The sequence below is a fragment of the Paenibacillus oleatilyticus genome, assembly GCF_018998565.1.
Classification (GTDB): domain Bacteria; phylum Bacillota; class Bacilli; order Paenibacillales; family NBRC-103111; genus Paenibacillus_G; species Paenibacillus_G oleatilyticus.
Genome location: NZ_JAHNZO010000016.1, coordinates 141,630 through 156,632 on the forward strand (window position 1 = coordinate 141,630; position 15,003 = coordinate 156,632).

At 51.4% G+C, this 15,003-nt stretch carries 17 protein-coding genes; 4 read left to right on the forward strand and 13 right to left on the reverse strand.

The features are described 5' to 3' along the window. Positions 1-23: 23 nt before the first annotated feature. The 4 genes from KQX66_RS20925 to KQX66_RS20940 all read right to left on the reverse strand — a co-directional run bounded on the left by KQX66_RS20925 (position 24) and on the right by KQX66_RS20940 (position 3,224). Positions 24-593 (reverse strand): isochorismatase family protein, encoded by a 570-nt coding sequence (locus tag KQX66_RS20925; RefSeq protein ID WP_216794744.1) that lies wholly within the window; start codon positions 591-593, stop codon positions 24-26. After that, positions 590-1,696 carry an AbrB family transcriptional regulator gene (locus KQX66_RS20930; protein WP_216794745.1) on the reverse strand — a complete coding sequence of 369 codons (1,107 nt, stop codon included), beginning with the start codon at positions 1,694-1,696 and terminating at the stop codon, positions 590-592. The genes KQX66_RS20925 and KQX66_RS20930 overlap by 4 nt, the downstream gene beginning before the upstream one ends. An 81-nt stretch (positions 1,697-1,777) precedes the next feature. After that, complete coding sequence (locus tag KQX66_RS20935) at positions 1,778-2,179, reverse strand: Rrf2 family transcriptional regulator (protein WP_216794746.1); 402 nt, start codon at positions 2,177-2,179, stop codon at positions 1,778-1,780. A gap of 139 nt (positions 2,180-2,318) precedes the next feature. Next, the gene (locus KQX66_RS20940) at positions 2,319-3,224 is read right to left on the reverse strand and encodes a DMT family transporter (protein ID WP_216794747.1); all 906 of its coding nucleotides are present in this window, start codon (positions 3,222-3,224) and stop codon (positions 2,319-2,321) included. Positions 3,225-3,320: 96 nt separating this feature from the next. On the opposite strand from KQX66_RS20940, the gene KQX66_RS20945 reads away from it, so the two are divergent. Then, complete coding sequence (locus KQX66_RS20945; RefSeq protein ID WP_216794748.1) at positions 3,321-4,199, forward strand: LysR family transcriptional regulator; 879 nt, start codon at positions 3,321-3,323, stop codon at positions 4,197-4,199. A 103-nt stretch (positions 4,200-4,302) separates the two neighbouring features. On the opposite strand, the gene KQX66_RS20950 is transcribed toward KQX66_RS20945, so the two are convergent. Further along, the gene (locus tag KQX66_RS20950) at positions 4,303-4,869 is read right to left on the reverse strand and encodes a stalk domain-containing protein (RefSeq protein ID WP_216794749.1); all 567 of its coding nucleotides are present in this window, start codon (positions 4,867-4,869) and stop codon (positions 4,303-4,305) included. Next, entirely contained in the window at positions 4,842-5,168 is a 327-nt protein-coding gene (locus KQX66_RS20955; RefSeq protein WP_216794750.1) for a winged helix-turn-helix transcriptional regulator, read from the reverse strand. The genes KQX66_RS20950 and KQX66_RS20955 overlap by 28 nt, the downstream gene beginning before the upstream one ends. Before the next feature lie 198 nt (positions 5,169-5,366). Between KQX66_RS20955 and KQX66_RS20960 the strand changes: the two genes are divergently transcribed. Beyond that, positions 5,367-6,533, forward strand: coding sequence for an MFS transporter (locus tag KQX66_RS20960; RefSeq protein WP_216794751.1), 1,167 nt, complete (start codon positions 5,367-5,369; stop codon positions 6,531-6,533). Between the two features lie 62 nt (positions 6,534-6,595). Here the strand turns inward: KQX66_RS20960 and KQX66_RS20965 are convergent, their stop codons facing one another. After that, positions 6,596-7,075 carry a VOC family protein gene (locus KQX66_RS20965; RefSeq protein WP_216794752.1) on the reverse strand — a complete coding sequence of 160 codons (480 nt, stop codon included), beginning with the start codon at positions 7,073-7,075 and terminating at the stop codon, positions 6,596-6,598. 132 nt (positions 7,076-7,207) lie between these two features. Then, positions 7,208-7,879, reverse strand: a complete 672-nt coding sequence (locus tag KQX66_RS20970) for an O-methyltransferase (protein ID WP_216794753.1) — start codon at positions 7,877-7,879, stop codon at positions 7,208-7,210. 124 nt (positions 7,880-8,003) lie between these two features. Between KQX66_RS20970 and KQX66_RS20975 the strand changes: the two genes are divergently transcribed. Beyond that, positions 8,004-8,906, forward strand: a complete 903-nt coding sequence (locus KQX66_RS20975; protein WP_216794754.1) for a LysR family transcriptional regulator — start codon at positions 8,004-8,006, stop codon at positions 8,904-8,906. A 40-nt stretch (positions 8,907-8,946) separates the two neighbouring features. On the opposite strand, the gene KQX66_RS20980 is transcribed toward KQX66_RS20975, so the two are convergent. Beyond that, positions 8,947-9,483, reverse strand: coding sequence for a DUF5991 domain-containing protein (locus KQX66_RS20980; protein WP_216794755.1), 537 nt, complete (start codon positions 9,481-9,483; stop codon positions 8,947-8,949). 234 nt (positions 9,484-9,717) lie between these two features. Here KQX66_RS20980 and KQX66_RS20985 point away from each other — a divergent pair, with 234 nt between their 5' ends. Beyond that, positions 9,718-10,749: a serine hydrolase domain-containing protein gene (locus KQX66_RS20985; protein WP_253957325.1), complete on the forward strand. Its 1,032-nt coding sequence runs from the start codon at positions 9,718-9,720 to the stop codon at positions 10,747-10,749. On the opposite strand, the gene KQX66_RS20990 is transcribed toward KQX66_RS20985, so the two are convergent. The 4 genes from KQX66_RS20990 to KQX66_RS21005 all read right to left on the reverse strand — a co-directional run bounded on the left by KQX66_RS20990 (position 10,746) and on the right by KQX66_RS21005 (position 14,940). Then, complete coding sequence (locus KQX66_RS20990) at positions 10,746-12,122, reverse strand: MFS transporter (RefSeq protein WP_216794757.1); 1,377 nt, start codon at positions 12,120-12,122, stop codon at positions 10,746-10,748. The two genes, KQX66_RS20985 and KQX66_RS20990, sit on opposite strands and share 4 nt — an antisense overlap. A 177-nt stretch (positions 12,123-12,299) precedes the next feature. After that, a complete protein-coding gene (locus KQX66_RS20995; protein ID WP_216794758.1) occupies positions 12,300-12,725 on the reverse strand; it encodes a MarR family winged helix-turn-helix transcriptional regulator in 426 nt (141 codons plus the stop codon). Between the two features lie 156 nt (positions 12,726-12,881). Continuing rightward, positions 12,882-14,282, reverse strand: a complete 1,401-nt coding sequence (locus tag KQX66_RS21000; RefSeq protein WP_216794759.1) for an MDR family MFS transporter — start codon at positions 14,280-14,282, stop codon at positions 12,882-12,884. Continuing rightward, positions 14,272-14,940 (reverse strand): FusB/FusC family EF-G-binding protein, encoded by a 669-nt coding sequence (locus KQX66_RS21005; protein ID WP_216794760.1) that lies wholly within the window; start codon positions 14,938-14,940, stop codon positions 14,272-14,274. The genes KQX66_RS21000 and KQX66_RS21005 overlap by 11 nt, the downstream gene beginning before the upstream one ends. Between the last annotated feature and the right edge of the window lie 63 nt (positions 14,941-15,003).

Below are 15,003 nucleotides of genomic sequence, written 5' to 3' on the forward strand. Positions count from 1 at the left end.
GTAACCCGATCGATTTGTCAAACCTATTCTGCGCCGCCCGCTTCCGCCAGAAATTGCTCGGCGCTTCTGACCTTGCCGATTCGCGGGAAAATGTAGTTGCAGGAAGCTTCATGCTCCTCCTTGCTGAAGGTCTTCATCGCATCCGTGATGAAGATTTGGCGGTAGCCGAACTGAAATGCTTCCCTCGCCGTGCTTTCCACCCCGATATTGGTGGCGATTCCGCACAAGACGATCGTATCGATCCCTCTCCGGCGAAGCTGAAGATCCAGATCCGTACCGAAAAAAGCGCCCCACTGCCGCTTCGTAACTACGTAATCGTCCGGGCGAACGCCCAACTCCGGGACGAACTCGGCCCAGCCTTCAGGAGGCTGAACGGTCGGAACCGGCTGATCCGTTACCGGCTTTAATCTGTCCTGCCCGTCGTGGAAATCGACATTCACGAACGCGATAAATCCGCCCTTCTCACGAAACAGCCGGACAAGCCGGACAGCCTTCTCAACAATCTCTTGCCCGTTCGCGGTGGCGACGATTCCCTTCTGCAGATCGATAAGGACCAAAGCCGTTTTTTGAAAATTTACGTCTAATGGCGTCATTGAGTTTCCCTCCGTTTGGTTAATTTGCTGTGATATCGGAACATCGCCTTCAACAAAGGCGGTACCGCGAAAAAGATAAAAAAGGTGCGAAACAGCTGATAGCCGGCCACCATCGACAAATCTGCATGAATCTCATGGGCGATGATGCCCATTTGATCCATCCCCCCGGGAGCGAGGCTTAACAGCCCGGTAGAGGCGGATACGGGCTGGAGCTTGGTCAGCAGCACGCTCAAGCCCAAGGCCCCCAGCATCAGCAGCAGTCCGCTGCCAACCGCCAGCGAGATCGTCCGCACCTTATGCGTCAACCGGCCCGGCTTCAGCATCAGCCCGACGTGAACGCCAATCAAGAGCTGCGCCGCGTTCAGGACAAAGGACGGAAGCGGCGGTCCCGGGAAGCCGGTCCATTGAAGAACCGCCGTTCCGATAGCCGGACCCAGCAAAAAAGCGGTCGGAAATTTGCTCTTGTTCCCCAAAATGGCGCATCCCACGCTGACCAGCGCATAAACGAGCAGGTTCGGAATCATCCCGCTGTCCCAGCCCGCCAAAACGGCGGACAACGGAGCGACGGCCTCCAAACCCTCGTGCGCTTGCCCGAAGAGCGGGCTCGTTACCAGCAAGGGCACGCACGTGATGATCAGGATCAGCCGGATCACCTGCGTGACGGTAACGACCGTGAGATTGACCCCGTCGGTTTCCTCCGCCAACACAAGAACCTGTGTCAGCCCTCCGGGTATGCTTCCCAGCAGCGAGGATTTGTAATCGATCTCCGCCAGCCTGGAGACGGGATAGGCGATGCCCGCGCACCAAAGCAGCAGAAGCAGCGTCATGAGCAGCATCCACGGCAGTTGGTACGACATCTCTTTCAGCGCCGCCGCCGTCATGGCCAGCCCGATCGTGTATCCGACAATGATCATGCCCGCGTTTCTGAACTGCCCGGGCCATGCGAAACGTCCCTTGAACACATTCGATCCGATCAGTACGGCGAACATTGGACCGAGCAGCCAAGGGATCGGCAGATGCAGCAGCTTGAACGCGATGCCGCCGATGACAGCCGCAATCAGAGAGTACGCGATCCCGGGGAAGCGGACCGGTCGTTTATCCATTCTCTCTACCTCCCCTATCTTTCTATCTTTATTTTGAATAATATGTGCATTTTTATGCACAGATTAGAGTAAAAAAAGAGGTCACTCCAGTAGGTCGGCAATCGTATAGGTGCCCAGCACATGATCAACCTGCACAATGATGTCGGTCATGATTTTCTGAAACGATTCGTTGACCTTTTTTCCAAACAGATGATTTCCTGTCGTATCCAGCATTTGGTTCCATAAGGGCTCTTCCTCGTGCAAAGCGTTGTAAATCTCGGACAGCGTAATCTCCCCGGGCTTTCGGGTCAACTGATAGCCCCCGGCTCTGCCCTGCTTCACTTCCACGATGCCGGCTTCCGCCAGCTGAGCTAAAATTTTGCGGAGCGCTGTCGGCTCGCAGCGGATCTCTTCCGCGATTTCGGCACTGGAACGCTGCTCCGAAGTTAAAGCCAATACGATTAAGGCTTGGAGCCCGAAGCCGAACCGCCTGATTTGTGCCATGCTGCCCTGAACAGCCTCCTCCGGCTACAGCTTTTAATGTGCTTAATTTAGCACATTTTAGAACGCAAAACAACCCCTCGCGCTCGCGCCAGCCCTTCCGGCCAAACATAAGCGTTGGGGGTCATCTTTCGATTGAATTTTACCTCTGCAATCCTGTCGGCTTTTTCACCAGGAATATCGACCTTGCATTGACCAGCAGAATGCTGCCGACGATGAGCACGAGTCCCGCCACCAAATTTATCGATATTCGCTCGCCCAGAAACAGGACGCTGCAAGTAATCGCAATGAGCGGAATCAGAAACGTAAACGCCCCGACTTTGCCGGCTTCGCCGGAGCCGACAAGCTTGAAGTAAGCGAGCCAGCCCAGCGCAATAACGAATACCGAAATAAACAGCAGACTCGATACGAACGGAACGTTCCAGACGATATCCGTCCATTTTTCCAGGACAGAACCCGAGCCTAACAGCAAAATGCCGCCGATCATCAGTTGAAGCGCCACGGCCCAGACCATATCGACCCGCGCCGACATTTTCTTCGTATACAGCGTGCCCAAGGCCCAGCTCACCGCGCAGCCGAGAGCGAGCACGATTCCGGTAATGGACAGATGTCCGGCCAGACTGCTTGCGCTGATCTCGAATACACCGAGGAACCCGAGCACAAGCCCGATCCATTTCAAGCCGAACATCTCTTCCCCCAGCCACAGCCAGGATAAAATCCCCAGCAGCACGGGCTGCAGGAAAACGATGGCCGAAAAGAGACCGGCCGGCAAATAGTTCAGTCCGATCGTCTGAAGGCCGTAAAAGAGAATGATATTCAGCACGGACGAAATCACATAAACGGGCCACGTCTGCTTCCAATTGAGCTTCTTGTAGCCAGGCAGGGCGACGCAGATGAGAATCAATCCCCCGATGCACGTCCTCAAGCCTGCAAATAATAAAGGCGGCGAAAAGGAAAGCGTATATTTGGACAGCGGCCAGTTGATTCCCCAGACGATAACGAGAAAAACGAGATACAAAGCCGCCCGCGAGCGTGAGAGCTGCAACACGATGAACACTCCTTGTTGTCAATGTTTTCTCATGATACAATAACTATCGAAATAAATAAAATGAATGTTTATTATAAGGAGCATATCATAAGTGTTATGACCCATTCCCAAATTCAGCTGTTCGTCAAAATCGCCGAAACCGGGAGCTTTACCAAAGCCGGTCACGAACTGAATATGACACAGCCTGCCGTCAGCCGCGCCGTCTCCACGCTGGAAGCCGAATTGGGCGTGACCCTCCTGATCCGCGACCGCAGAAACGGGATTATTTTGACGGACATCGGCGAACGCCTCTTGGTTGTGTTCCGGGATATTTTGCAGGGCTTCGAGAAGGTGGAGCAGGAAGTGATGGCCGAAAAAGGCTTCGAAGTCGGGACCATTCGGATCGGCTCCTTTCCCTCGGCTTCCGCTTATTTTCTTCCCAAAATTTTCAGAGTCATCGGGGAGAAATATCCCCGGATTCAATTCGATCTGTACGAAGGCACCATCGACGACCTCAGAGAACGGCTGGCCTCCAGAATGATCGATGTCGCCTTTCTCATTCCGCCGCATGATGAATTTGAAGTTACCCCCTTGCTAAAAGAAGAGATGTTTCTGTTCATCCGGGACGACCATCCTCTGGCAGATCGTTCGACCATTCATTTACAAGAATTGAGCGCCGAGGCGATGATCATCTGCAACGGGGGCTATGAAATCCCGATCTTTGAGCGATTCCGGGAAGCCGGGGCCCGTCTCCAGGTAAAATATATCGTCCATAACGTGAACACCTCGTTGAATATGATCCAAGAAGGGCTCGGTGTGGCGATCATGTCGAACATCTCGGTTGCCCTGTCAACCTTGCCTCCCAACGTTCGAATGCATGCTCTAACGCCTTACCCTTACAGAGAAATTAATCTGGCGGTACCTTCCCTGCAAGAAGCTTCCATCGCTGTCAAGCTGTTTATCCAAACCGCACGGGATTTGTTTGCAAAACCTTAAAAGCTGCGCGTTTCCGCAACGTGCAAGAACCGCGAATCCCGATGAACGGGTCGCGGTTCTTAGCATGTGGGCAAATAAGACAGAAAGATTTTACTCCTTCAAATCAATAGCGGGAAATAAAGTTTTCTGCGCGATTAACTCTATATTTTTTTAAATTTTCAAGATAAATCTTGGGCGTTAAGCGGGATAAAGCCTGTTCTGAAAAATAATTTTTTTCACTTATATTGTCAAAATAATAATCAAAAATCGGATCGAACGGATATTTTTCGCCATTATAAAAAATTTCGGAGACTTGATTGCGAATGAATACAACCAGATTTCCTTTCTGATCGTTTATTTCATCCAATGAATAATAGACTTGCTTGTCCCCGTAATATTCCCGATTCTTATTGTCAAGATACACGGTTTTTTCTTCATCATTATAATTAACATGATAGCCAAGCAAGTCTGCTGTCGCCCTCAAAGGCAAATACGAATTACCGTTCACAATAAGAGGAGGCTCTTCAAGTTCTGCGGTGTAACCATTGATTTTGACCTTCATCAGCTTGGAGATGATGGCTTCCGTTTTCTCTTCAAAGGCAGCATAAGAAGTCGATACCGAAGCAACTAAGATACCGGCTATAAAACCAATAACATATTTTTTCATATATTCCCCCACTTGGCGGCCCACTTCTCCATTTCCTTGAGCGCAGCTTGAAAATCCAATCCTTTTTCCGTCAACGAATATTGTACGGTTACGGGCACCGTAGGAAAAACTTCGCGGCGGACAATCCCGCTGTTCTCCAAATGCCGCAGCACATCCGTTAAAGATTGCGTTCTGACGACCGCTACATCCCGGTGAAGCTGCTTGAACCGTTTGGGCCCCTTGGACAGCTCGGCAATGACCAGAAAAGCCCATTTCGCCCCCAAAATTTGCAGCACCGAGCAGATATTCGAGAACCCTTTCTCCTCTTCCTTTGCAGGCTCCATGCTCTCCACCTACTTACTTTTATTTAGTTAGTCAAAACAGTTGGATAATGTCCAAATACTTTGCCTTCTTACGTAAAATACGTACCCTTATTATAATACAACCAAGAGATCTCGCAATCCAACTGTCGAATCGGCATGTGACCGGCCATGATCCGATTTCGGCTGCTGTCCCGGACAGCGGAAAGGAATGATTCGAAAATGCATCGCATTTCTATTTACGCCCTTGCGCTTGGCGTCTTTTTAACGGCAACCTCCGAGCTGGTCGTATCCGGCATTCTTAATGTCATTGCCGATAATTTAAACATTTCCCTTGCCCTTGCCGGGCAATTGATTACCGCTTACTCCCTTGCCTTCGCCATTGGCACCCCGGTTGTCGTATCCGTCACTGCCCGCTTGGGACGCAGAAAAGTATTGCTAGGCTCGCTGGCGCTTTTTATTGTGGGCTGCTTGATATCGTTCGGGAGCTCGAACATCGTCATCCTGATGGCCTCCCGCGTCATATTAGGAGTAAGCGCAGGCGTCTATCTTGTCGTAGCGCTGGGCATGGCCGCCAAACTGGTTCCCCGTGAGAAATTGGGCAGCGCCATCGGCACCATCATTCTAGGCTTTAGCAGCGCCATGATCCTGGGCGTCCCAATCGGCATCGCCATAACGAATTGGCTGAATTGGCAATCCATCTTCCTGATTCTGGGCTTGTTCAGCTTAGGAATTACCATCGTCATCTGGCGTCTTCTCCCGGATATCGAAGGGGATGAACCGGTTTCATTCCGGCAGCAGTTCAAAGTGCTGGGAAGCGTCGTTGTCATAAGCGGGCTGCTGCTCACGTTTTTCCGGGAGTCGGGAAATTCGATTGTGTTTACTTATTTGACGCCGTATCTTCAAGGCATCCTTCATGTCCAAGCCTCGAACATTAGCATCATTATGCTGGCTTTCGGCATCATCGGCGCTATCGGCTCCCGTCTGGGCGGTTACGGCGTCGATCGATGGGGAGCGGCCCGGGTCATTACGTTCAGCATTGCCGTTCATATCGCAGCGCTGGCTGTGCTGCCTTTCGTTTCGGATGTGCCCGGGATCGGGTTGGCGCTGCTGGCCGTCATCATCTTTTCCATGTTCGCGAACGGCCCGGCAATCCAAAGCTATTTCATTCAACAAGCGCCCGAGTCGTCGAATCTCGTTCTTAGCCTGAATACATCGATCGTGCATTTGGGATTGGCGGCAGGAGCCGGGACAGGGGGATTTATGATCAACGCCGCTTCCACCCTCCAGTATAACCCTTGGGCCGCAAGCTTCATCTTGGTGATCGGACTGGCGGCTGCCTTGGTCAACTTCACGAGGGGGAGGAAGATTTCGGTCAAGCCCGCCTGACGATAAAAATAAAAAGAAGGCCGTACCCCTCTTCTCAAGAGAGTACGGCCCGGAATGGCGCGTTAGTCGGGCGTTCCTTCATAAGCCCGCTTTAAAGCTTCGATGTCCAGTTTATCCATCCGAAGCATGGCCTGCATCACCCTCGCCGATTTCTCGGCATCCTTGTCCTGCAGCAGCTCGCCCAAAATCATGGGAACGATCTGCCACGAAAGCCCAAACTTGTCCGTGAGCCAGCCGCATCTTCCTGGCTCCCCGCCTTCGGAGAGCTTCTCCCACAGCTCGTCGATTTCCTCCTGCGTCTCGCAGTTCACGAAGAACGAGACGGCCGGGGAAAAGCTAAACTGCGGTCCGCCGTTTAAGGCCATAAACGATTGCCCGTTAAGCTGGAACGTTCCTGACATGACCGTTCCCTTCGGACCACGTCCGCCTTCTCCGTAGCGGGTGACGCTCTCAATTTTCGAATCTGCAAAAATGGAAGTATAAAAATTCATCGCTTCTTCGGCTTTGCCGTCAAACCACAAGAAAGGGGTAATTTTTTGCAACGAAATCGCTCCTTTTGCACTCGATTGGAATGAATGTCCTCTCGCCTGACCTTACAGCTCCATCTTAGCATACAAAAGGGGATGCGGTTTCTTGCGGATTGCTGTTCTGCCTCGCGCATGGCTTTCGCCGAATTATCCGTTCACGACGCCTAAGACGAACCCATCGTATCCCTTACTGCCTACGGTCTGAATCGCCGTAGCGGATATCCGGGCTTCTTGCGCCAGCAGATCATAAAATTCCCTGACTCCATTGACACGGGGATCTGTGCTGGCTTCGTTCATAATCTCGCCGCCGCGGATGACATTGTCCCCAATAATGATTGTCCCGGGGCGGGAAAAGCGAAGCGCCCATTTCAAATATCCGGGGTTATTCGGCTTATCCGCATCAATGAATACGAGATCAAAAGGCGCGGCTCCTTCCTCTTCCAGCTTGGCCAACTGCTCAAGCGCGTCCCCTACCCGGATTTCCACAACGCCCGCCACCTGAGCAAGGGATACATTCGCCTGCGCTACCTCCGCATGCCGCGGATCGAGCTCCAGGGTAACGAGACGTCCGTCAGCCGGCAGCGCCCTTGCCATCCAAATGGTGCTGTAGCCTCCCAACGTCCCGATTTCAAGAATACGCTTGGCGTTTTGCATCCGGACAAATAATTGCAGCAGCTTTCCTTGGGCTGCAGATACGTCATACGGCGGTAGGCCCGCTTGCCGGTTTGCGGACAAAGCCTGCTCCAGCACGGTGTCGTGAGGTATGAGCTTCTCCGTTATATACTGGTCGACCCGGCTCCACATGTCCAATGCATTCATGTTATCCCAGCTCCTTGTTTTGATTTTGACTTCCACCTTGATTTTAATTGATTCAAAATCATAAATATAATATATTGTTTTGAAGATTCCATATATTTTGTATATAGAACTAAGGAGACTTGCCATGAATCTTCATGCCCTGCGACTATTTCATACGATCGCTTCCACCGGAAATGTAACCCGTGCCTCCGAACTGTTGAATATTAGCCAACCGGCCATTACGGCTCAGATCAAAAAATTTGAGAAGGAGCTTTCCATTCCTTTATTCAAGCCTAGTGGGAGAGGAATTGCCCTGACGGATGCCGGTGAAAAAATGGCGCTGCTCGCAAAAAGGCTGTTTGCGGTGGAACAGCAAATCGATCAGTTTTGTCACGAATACCTCAACGGCACGAACGGACATATTCGATTGGCTGCGACTTATTTGCCGGCCCAGTTTTTGATCCCCGCCTGGATCGCGAAGTTTAAACAGCAGTACGAACAAGTAGAAATGACGATTACAACGACCAATTCGAGCGATGCGCTCAAGCAGCTTTTACAGATGGAAGTGGATCTTGCGGTTTATGGAGGACTGGCGGAAGAATACCCCGATGCGATTCAAACGGAAGAGCTGTTTCGCGACGAGCTGTGGTTCGTGGTAGCGCCGAATCACAAATATGCGAATCGGCAAGTTTCGCTGGGCGAAATGATGAAGGAGCCTTTCGTTATGCGGGAGGAAGGAAGCTCGACACGGGAAAGGCTGCTGGCTTTATGCCGGACCTACAGCGTATCTAAACCCCGAATCACGCTGCAATTCAACGGATTGCATGAAGCGATCATGGCCGTTATTGCCGGCTATGGCGCCAATTTCGTTTCTTCGCTGGTCGTGCGGGAATATGTGCAGCGCGGCGAGCTATGCCGGGTTTACGTTGAGGGTGTCCGGCTGCAAAATACAATTGCCATCTGTACCCGCAAAAACGAGCCTTTGTCCGCCGCTGCTGCAAATCTCGTACGAATTATTCGCCAATCCGGGGAGGATGCGGCGCAATAGACAAGTGTCACCCGGCCATGGTTTTATTGCCGCCCCGTGTTCAGCTTGAGCGAGCCGCCGCCTCAAAGTAAGTCTTGCCGGATTCGCCGTCATCCTTGAGCATGGGTTGGATTTTCTCCCAAAATGTGTTCAAAGCCGAATCCGTTTTTTCCAGACGCAATAAGACGTCTCCGGGACTATAGGGCTCCCATAAGTTATCGGGCAAATACTTGTCAAAAATGATTTTTATCGCTTTGCCGTCTCCCTCCACTTTCGCCTGAAGTCGTTCCATCGTTTGAAAGCCATCGATGTCTATTGTCGCGTAGTAGCTTTTATCCTCTTTAAATATCTTAATTTGATAAAACCTATTTTGATCCGGAGGGGCGTATTCCGAAAATTCGTACTCCCCGACCCACGATTCCAATGGTGAAGAAGCTGTGGCCGGTTTCACTTCTTCAGGCTTATTTCCCGAAGGCGCATGCTGAACGTTATCGTTTAACGCCGAAGATGGAATATTAGCGCCGCATCCGATCATCGAAAGCATGACGAGGGCGAGGATTGCGCTCCCTATGGATCTCGCTATCACTTTATTTATCATATGAATTCTCCTTGTCGTTCACAGACATCGATCCTTCCAATCGTTTCCTCTTCTTTACAGAATTTCAGTATATCGAAAGGATGGAAAAAATTCAAAAAACGCCGCCCGGAAAGGATGACGTTTATTTTTTATGCGTTAATTGTAAATTACTTCTAATAATGATATCATAATAATATCATATATAAAAATCGCAAATCGAGGTGAGTTGGATTGGATAACGTTATGGCAAATATCATGTCTCAGAAACGCATTCACCGATGGGCGAACCTCCCGACACATCGTTTAGCGGTCGGTTTCATCCGGAAATCCGCACGAACGATATGGGCTGGGCAACAATCCGAGGAAGTTGACTGCACAAAGTCGATTTATGAGATCGGCTCGATTACCAAAACCTTGATCGGTCTATTACTCGCAATAGGAGAACAGAAGGGGATGTGGAGCCGTTCCGATCGGCTCTCGGCTTTCGTTCCGGAATGGTCTTCCAGCTCATTTGCCAATCAAACCACGCTGTTGGACCTTGTTACGCACACCGCCGGCCTGCCTGACGTACCCGGGAATTTTAGAGCCGCCATCACCGATCGGTTAAATCCTTACGCGAATTATGACGATGCCCGCTTAATCGAGGCTGTTTTGTCGGAGAGTCCCAGGAGGAACAGCAAGCACCGCTATTCCAATTACGGCTTCGGCTTACTTGGCTGGCTGCTTTCCAGACGGTTGGGCATGAGCTTGAATGAAGCGCTGGCCGGACATATATTTAATCCTCTTGGCATGACGGATTCCGGAACAGGCATGAGCCGGCAGCCGGCCGGACAGCTTCTTCCCGTGTTCAATTCCAAAGGCAAGCCCATGCAGCATTGGGACTTCCTTGATACGCTGGGGGGCGCCGGAGCGGTCCGTTCGACGATAACCGATATGCTTAACTATTTGGATGCGCATTTAAGCCATTTCGATGCTCCCCTCGGCCCGGCGATTGCGGAATGCTTGGAGGAGCATTATGCCATAATGCCGGGCCGAGGGATCGGAATCGGTTTCGGTTGGATGAGGTACAAAGAAAAGGACGGCACGACTACGCATTGGCACAACGGAGGAACGTATGGATCGAGTTCCTTTATCACTTTTAACCGCGAAAAAGAGATGGGGCTTGTTATTTTATCGAACCACGGCTCTTCGATTTGGAGCCAGATCGCGCCTCTGATTGGCATTCAAGCGATGTCTGTCGATCATTTAGCCTCCATGCTGACCAAGAAGCTGTTTGTGGAAGGTTAACCGGCTCTCTTGGCAATCCGGAAAGATATGAGAAAGCTCAGGACGATGAAGAGCAGCTGAGTCACTAAGGCCAGCATGATCCCCATAAAGATGCCTTGGCTAAAATGCTCGCTTACCGCGATTAACGCCCCGCCGATTCCGATGCTCACTCCCGGGCAAAAAGCGTCGACGAATTGAAGATACGAAGAAATCTCGCCTTCCTCGCCTGAGCGGGCATGCTGCAGCGCAATAGCACCTGTCGTCGGATTGGCTAACCCAATGCCGAAGCCGGTAAAAATTTGCGAGATGACAGCAAAGCCAATTCCCCCGCTCTCCAGTCCTACAGCCGTGATGACCAGCGATACGCCGACGATCATTAAGCCAATACCCGTTATAATCCGTTTTTTTCTGCCGCGTCCGCTATCCTTTTCATCCAGTTTGGATTGCAGCCAAGCTGCGGTGGACCAGCTTAACGCCCCTGCGGCGACGATTAGTCCGGCAAGGTCTGCGGGCAAGCCTTTAACCTCCGTCAGCGCCAAGACGACATAGCTCTCGGTAGCAACATAGCACGCAACATACAGCCCTCTTGAAACAATGGTGGCAGGCAGCCCTTTTTTGACGGAGAACGTGCCCGCGGGGAGCAGTTTCTGCAGAGGGCGGACCATGACGATCAACCCGATAAGCGCAAGCGCAATACCCTTCCAATCGGAGACAAAGCCCAGCCCGCTCAGCAGCAGCCCTGTGCCTACCGTCAGCAATACAGCGTATCCTTCCTTGCGGCCGCTTCTCTGAACCGGAGCGCTAGCCGTTTGAAGCTTGCGAAAGGAAGGAAGCGTCAGCAATACGGCCAATGCGATCAAGGGCAATACTAGCCAGAACACGAATCGCCATGAGACATATTCGGCCAGCAGTCCGGCAATATACGGACCGATCAACGCTGGTAAAATATAGGCGCTGGAAAATGCGGCCAAAATTTTCGTCCGGAGCGCATCGGGATAGCTTAAAGTAATGCTGTAGTAAACGCATGTGACAATAGCGCCTGCGCCAAAGCCTTGAAACGCTCTCCCCGCGATTAACATCGGCATATTCACGGAGGTGGCGGCAACCAAAATACCGGCTACAAAAATAACGATAGACAAAGAAAATGAGCGATACACGCCGATTTTGCCGATTTGCTGGCCGATGACCATCGTGCCCAAGATTTGCGTCAACAGAAATGCGCTGAAGATCCAGCCGTATAACGAAATGCCGTTCAAATGCTGCGCCAAATCCGGCGCAATGGTCGTAATCGCCAGGCCTTCGAACGCTACGGTAGTCACAGCCAAAATGATACCGATGGTCAACGCCCGATAACGCGAGTCAAAAATAGTTGCCTTGCTCTCACCTGTTTCCATTCTCTCATCCCCTATTTACTTGCTAGAACATTAGTTGCTTTAGCAAGTATAAGATATAAAAAAAATATAACTGTTAACGCCTGGGCTGCATTGAAGAAACCGAAAATAGTCTTGTCTATAGTTGCTATAGCAACTATATGATTAAAAAAAACGCAAAACAGGAAAACGGGCAAATCTCTATAAATCCTTCACGTTATTATACATAACGGCAAGTATTCTTCTAAAGGTCTCGACTTCCTCCTCGGACAAACCTTCGACCGTTTTCTTATAAGCTTCGATCGACGGAGCGAGTATCTCCTCTTTGATTTCTCTGCCTTTCGGCGTTAAATATACCCGCAGCGATCTGCGGTCCGTCTCATGGGTTACGCGATGAACGAAGCCCTTCTTTTCCAGCTTGAACAGCATCCGGGCAATGTTCGTCTGATCTTTATACAGCCTTTCCGCAAGCTCTTTTTGGGTGATCCCCTCCTTTTCCCAGAGAATGACCAATATCTCCCATTGATCCACAGTAATATCGAAAGGGTTAACGACCTTTTGATAATAATTGTTAAGCTTCAAATCCGCGCGATGTACGATAACGCCGATATACTTTTCTAATTCCAATGGCAGCCTCCATCATAGTCGACATGATTATAGTTGCTATGACCATTATATTTTCCAACCCCGCCGATGTCAATCCGCAAAATGGTTAATTTGATCAAAAGCAAAAAAGGCAGCTCAGGGATGAGAACGCCCCGGAAACTGCCTTTTTTTATCTGCTTACGTCTTCTTTTGCACCGCAGCGCCTTTTCCGTTGCCGAACAGCTCCCGGTTGGAAATGCCCGGAAGCCCCAGCGAGACCAGAAAAGCCAGCACCATAACAGCGGAGACGCAGACGAAGACGATGTGGATGCCGTGCGCCAGATCCGCGGTTTCGCCAGTGGACACGAATGCATTGAACACGACGCCGAAAATCGCGATAAACACCGTCTGACCAAGCATATTCATGAGTGCGCTCGTCGACATCGCGATGCCGCGCTGTCGGTTCTCGACCGCGTTCTGCATCAGAACCATGAGCACGGTTCGGCTAACACCGAGGCCGAAACCCGCCAGAAGCATGATGACGAAGAACATCGGCACCGGTGTTGCCGTCGCGATCGCTGCCAGCATCAGACCACTGAAGACGAGCAGGCCTGCTCCGAGGACGGCAACCCGCTTGGGCGGAAACCGTCGTATGAGCTTGCCCGCGGCTGTGGCGCCGAGCGGCCATCCGACCGTCGCGATGGCAACCGCGAAGCCCGATACGATCGGCGACTGATGCTTGAGCGATTGCAGCCAGAGCGGGAAATAGACCGTTGTCGCAATAGGAAAGGCGTACGCAAGAAAGCTGAACAGGTTCGGAATGAGGATAGCCCTGTTCCGAAACAGCTCCAGCGGTATGAACGGCTCGGATACGCGCCGCTCGACCGCCACAAAAATGATGCCAAACAGTACGAACGAAGCTGCGAATAGCAGATTGACCGGCGAAAGGAAGCCGCTCTCTCCCCTGAACAGCAGCACGATGAGCAGCGACGAGATGCTCGTCAGGAACGAGATTGCCCCGGTCCAATCGATGGATCTGCCCACCGGCCGGAACATTTCCTTGAACGCAAACGACAGCAGCAGCAGCGACGCCAGACCGAGCGGCAGGTTGAGGAAGAAAATCCATCGCCAATCGGCGAATTGGACGATCAACCCTCCGATCAGTGGGCCGACGATGCTGGACAACGCCCAGACGCTGCTAAAAATCCCCTGCAGCCGGGTCTGTTCCTCCGGCGTATAGATGTCGCCGATGATGGTCATCGTGACCGGAAAGATCGCCCCGGCGCCCAGCGCCTGCACGGCCCGGAAGATGACAAGCTGCAGCATCGTCGCCGCCACCCCGCAGAGGACGGAGCCGAGCAAAAATACGGCGATGCCGATCATGAGAATACGCTTGCGGCCGTACAGATCGGCGAGCTTGCCGTAAATCGGCGTGGTGACGGCCGTGATGAGCAGGTAAACGGAGTACGTCATGTTCATCAGTTCCATGCCCTTCAAATCGTCGACGATGGATTTCATCGCCGTAGTGACGATCGTCGCTTCCATCGCGCTCAAGAACATGACGATGAGAATGGATACGAGAACCCAATTACGATTCATGGGTTCCCACCACCTCTCGAACGAACTTTTCAAGCACGGTGACATCCGTAATGTTCTTGTTGCAAACCTTGCTGTCCACACACAAGTAATTGCCGATCGCCTTATAGTAATCGGGCGAAGCGTTCGCCGGCTTCGATCTGGTGACCGCCGTAAACAACGCAACTTCCGCATGCCGGTTGCACAAAAAGCATACGCTTTTATTCGTCGGGATATATCTTCCTTCGATGCCGACGAGCTGCCCGTCCAGACGGTACACGATGAACAATTTATTTGTCGCGATGTCCACCCAGCCAAGATAAGTGACATAGCGGTAATCGATCGCGGTTAAATCGGGAAGCTTCAGCTTTTTGTTTTTGGGGAACAGCTTGGCAAGCTGTTTTCCCGTCACTTCCGGAAACTGCACCAAATAAGGATCCAACGAATGCAAGTAATCCCGGAACTCTACCTCCGCACGCAAAGAGGAAATGTTTTCCAACACTTGCCTTTGAAGCTCGGTGGCATCCGGGAATGCCTCCATAATATTGAAGTGAACGCTATATCTTACCGATTCCACCACTTTCGGATCGGTAACGGAATGGCAGGCACGCTCCAGCAGATCGATCTGCTTTTTGATGAAATTATATTGATGGTTTCTAATGAATGGGAATGGTTTGACCATTAGCTTTCAGCCCCTTATTTTTGATGAAAACAAAAATAGGTGCAAAGCCCATGATTAGAAACG

Excerpts from the sequence above, each read along its gene's own strand:
- KQX66_RS20925 (WP_216794744.1), bottom strand. The coding sequence starts at position 593 with ATGACGCCATTAGACGTAAATTTTCAAAAAACGGCTTTGGTCCTTATC.
- KQX66_RS20930 (WP_216794745.1), bottom strand. The coding sequence starts at position 1,696 with ATGGATAAACGACCGGTCCGCTTCCCCGGGATCGCGTACTCTCTGATT.
- KQX66_RS20935 (WP_216794746.1), bottom strand. The coding sequence starts at position 2,179 with ATGGCACAAATCAGGCGGTTCGGCTTCGGGCTCCAAGCCTTAATCGTA.
- KQX66_RS20945 (WP_216794748.1), top strand. The coding sequence starts at position 3,321 with ATGACCCATTCCCAAATTCAGCTGTTCGTCAAAATCGCCGAAACCGGG.
- KQX66_RS20955 (WP_216794750.1), bottom strand. The coding sequence starts at position 5,168 with ATGGAGCCTGCAAAGGAAGAGGAGAAAGGGTTCTCGAATATCTGCTCG.
- KQX66_RS20960 (WP_216794751.1), top strand. The coding sequence starts at position 5,367 with ATGCATCGCATTTCTATTTACGCCCTTGCGCTTGGCGTCTTTTTAACG.
- KQX66_RS20970 (WP_216794753.1), bottom strand. The coding sequence starts at position 7,879 with ATGAATGCATTGGACATGTGGAGCCGGGTCGACCAGTATATAACGGAG.
- KQX66_RS20975 (WP_216794754.1), top strand. The coding sequence starts at position 8,004 with ATGAATCTTCATGCCCTGCGACTATTTCATACGATCGCTTCCACCGGA.
- KQX66_RS20980 (WP_216794755.1), bottom strand. The coding sequence starts at position 9,483 with ATGATAAATAAAGTGATAGCGAGATCCATAGGGAGCGCAATCCTCGCC.
- KQX66_RS20985 (WP_253957325.1), top strand. The coding sequence starts at position 9,718 with ATGTCTCAGAAACGCATTCACCGATGGGCGAACCTCCCGACACATCGT.
- KQX66_RS20990 (WP_216794757.1), bottom strand. The coding sequence starts at position 12,122 with ATGGAAACAGGTGAGAGCAAGGCAACTATTTTTGACTCGCGTTATCGG.
- KQX66_RS21000 (WP_216794759.1), bottom strand. The coding sequence starts at position 14,282 with ATGAATCGTAATTGGGTTCTCGTATCCATTCTCATCGTCATGTTCTTG.
- KQX66_RS21005 (WP_216794760.1), bottom strand. The coding sequence starts at position 14,940 with ATGGTCAAACCATTCCCATTCATTAGAAACCATCAATATAATTTCATC.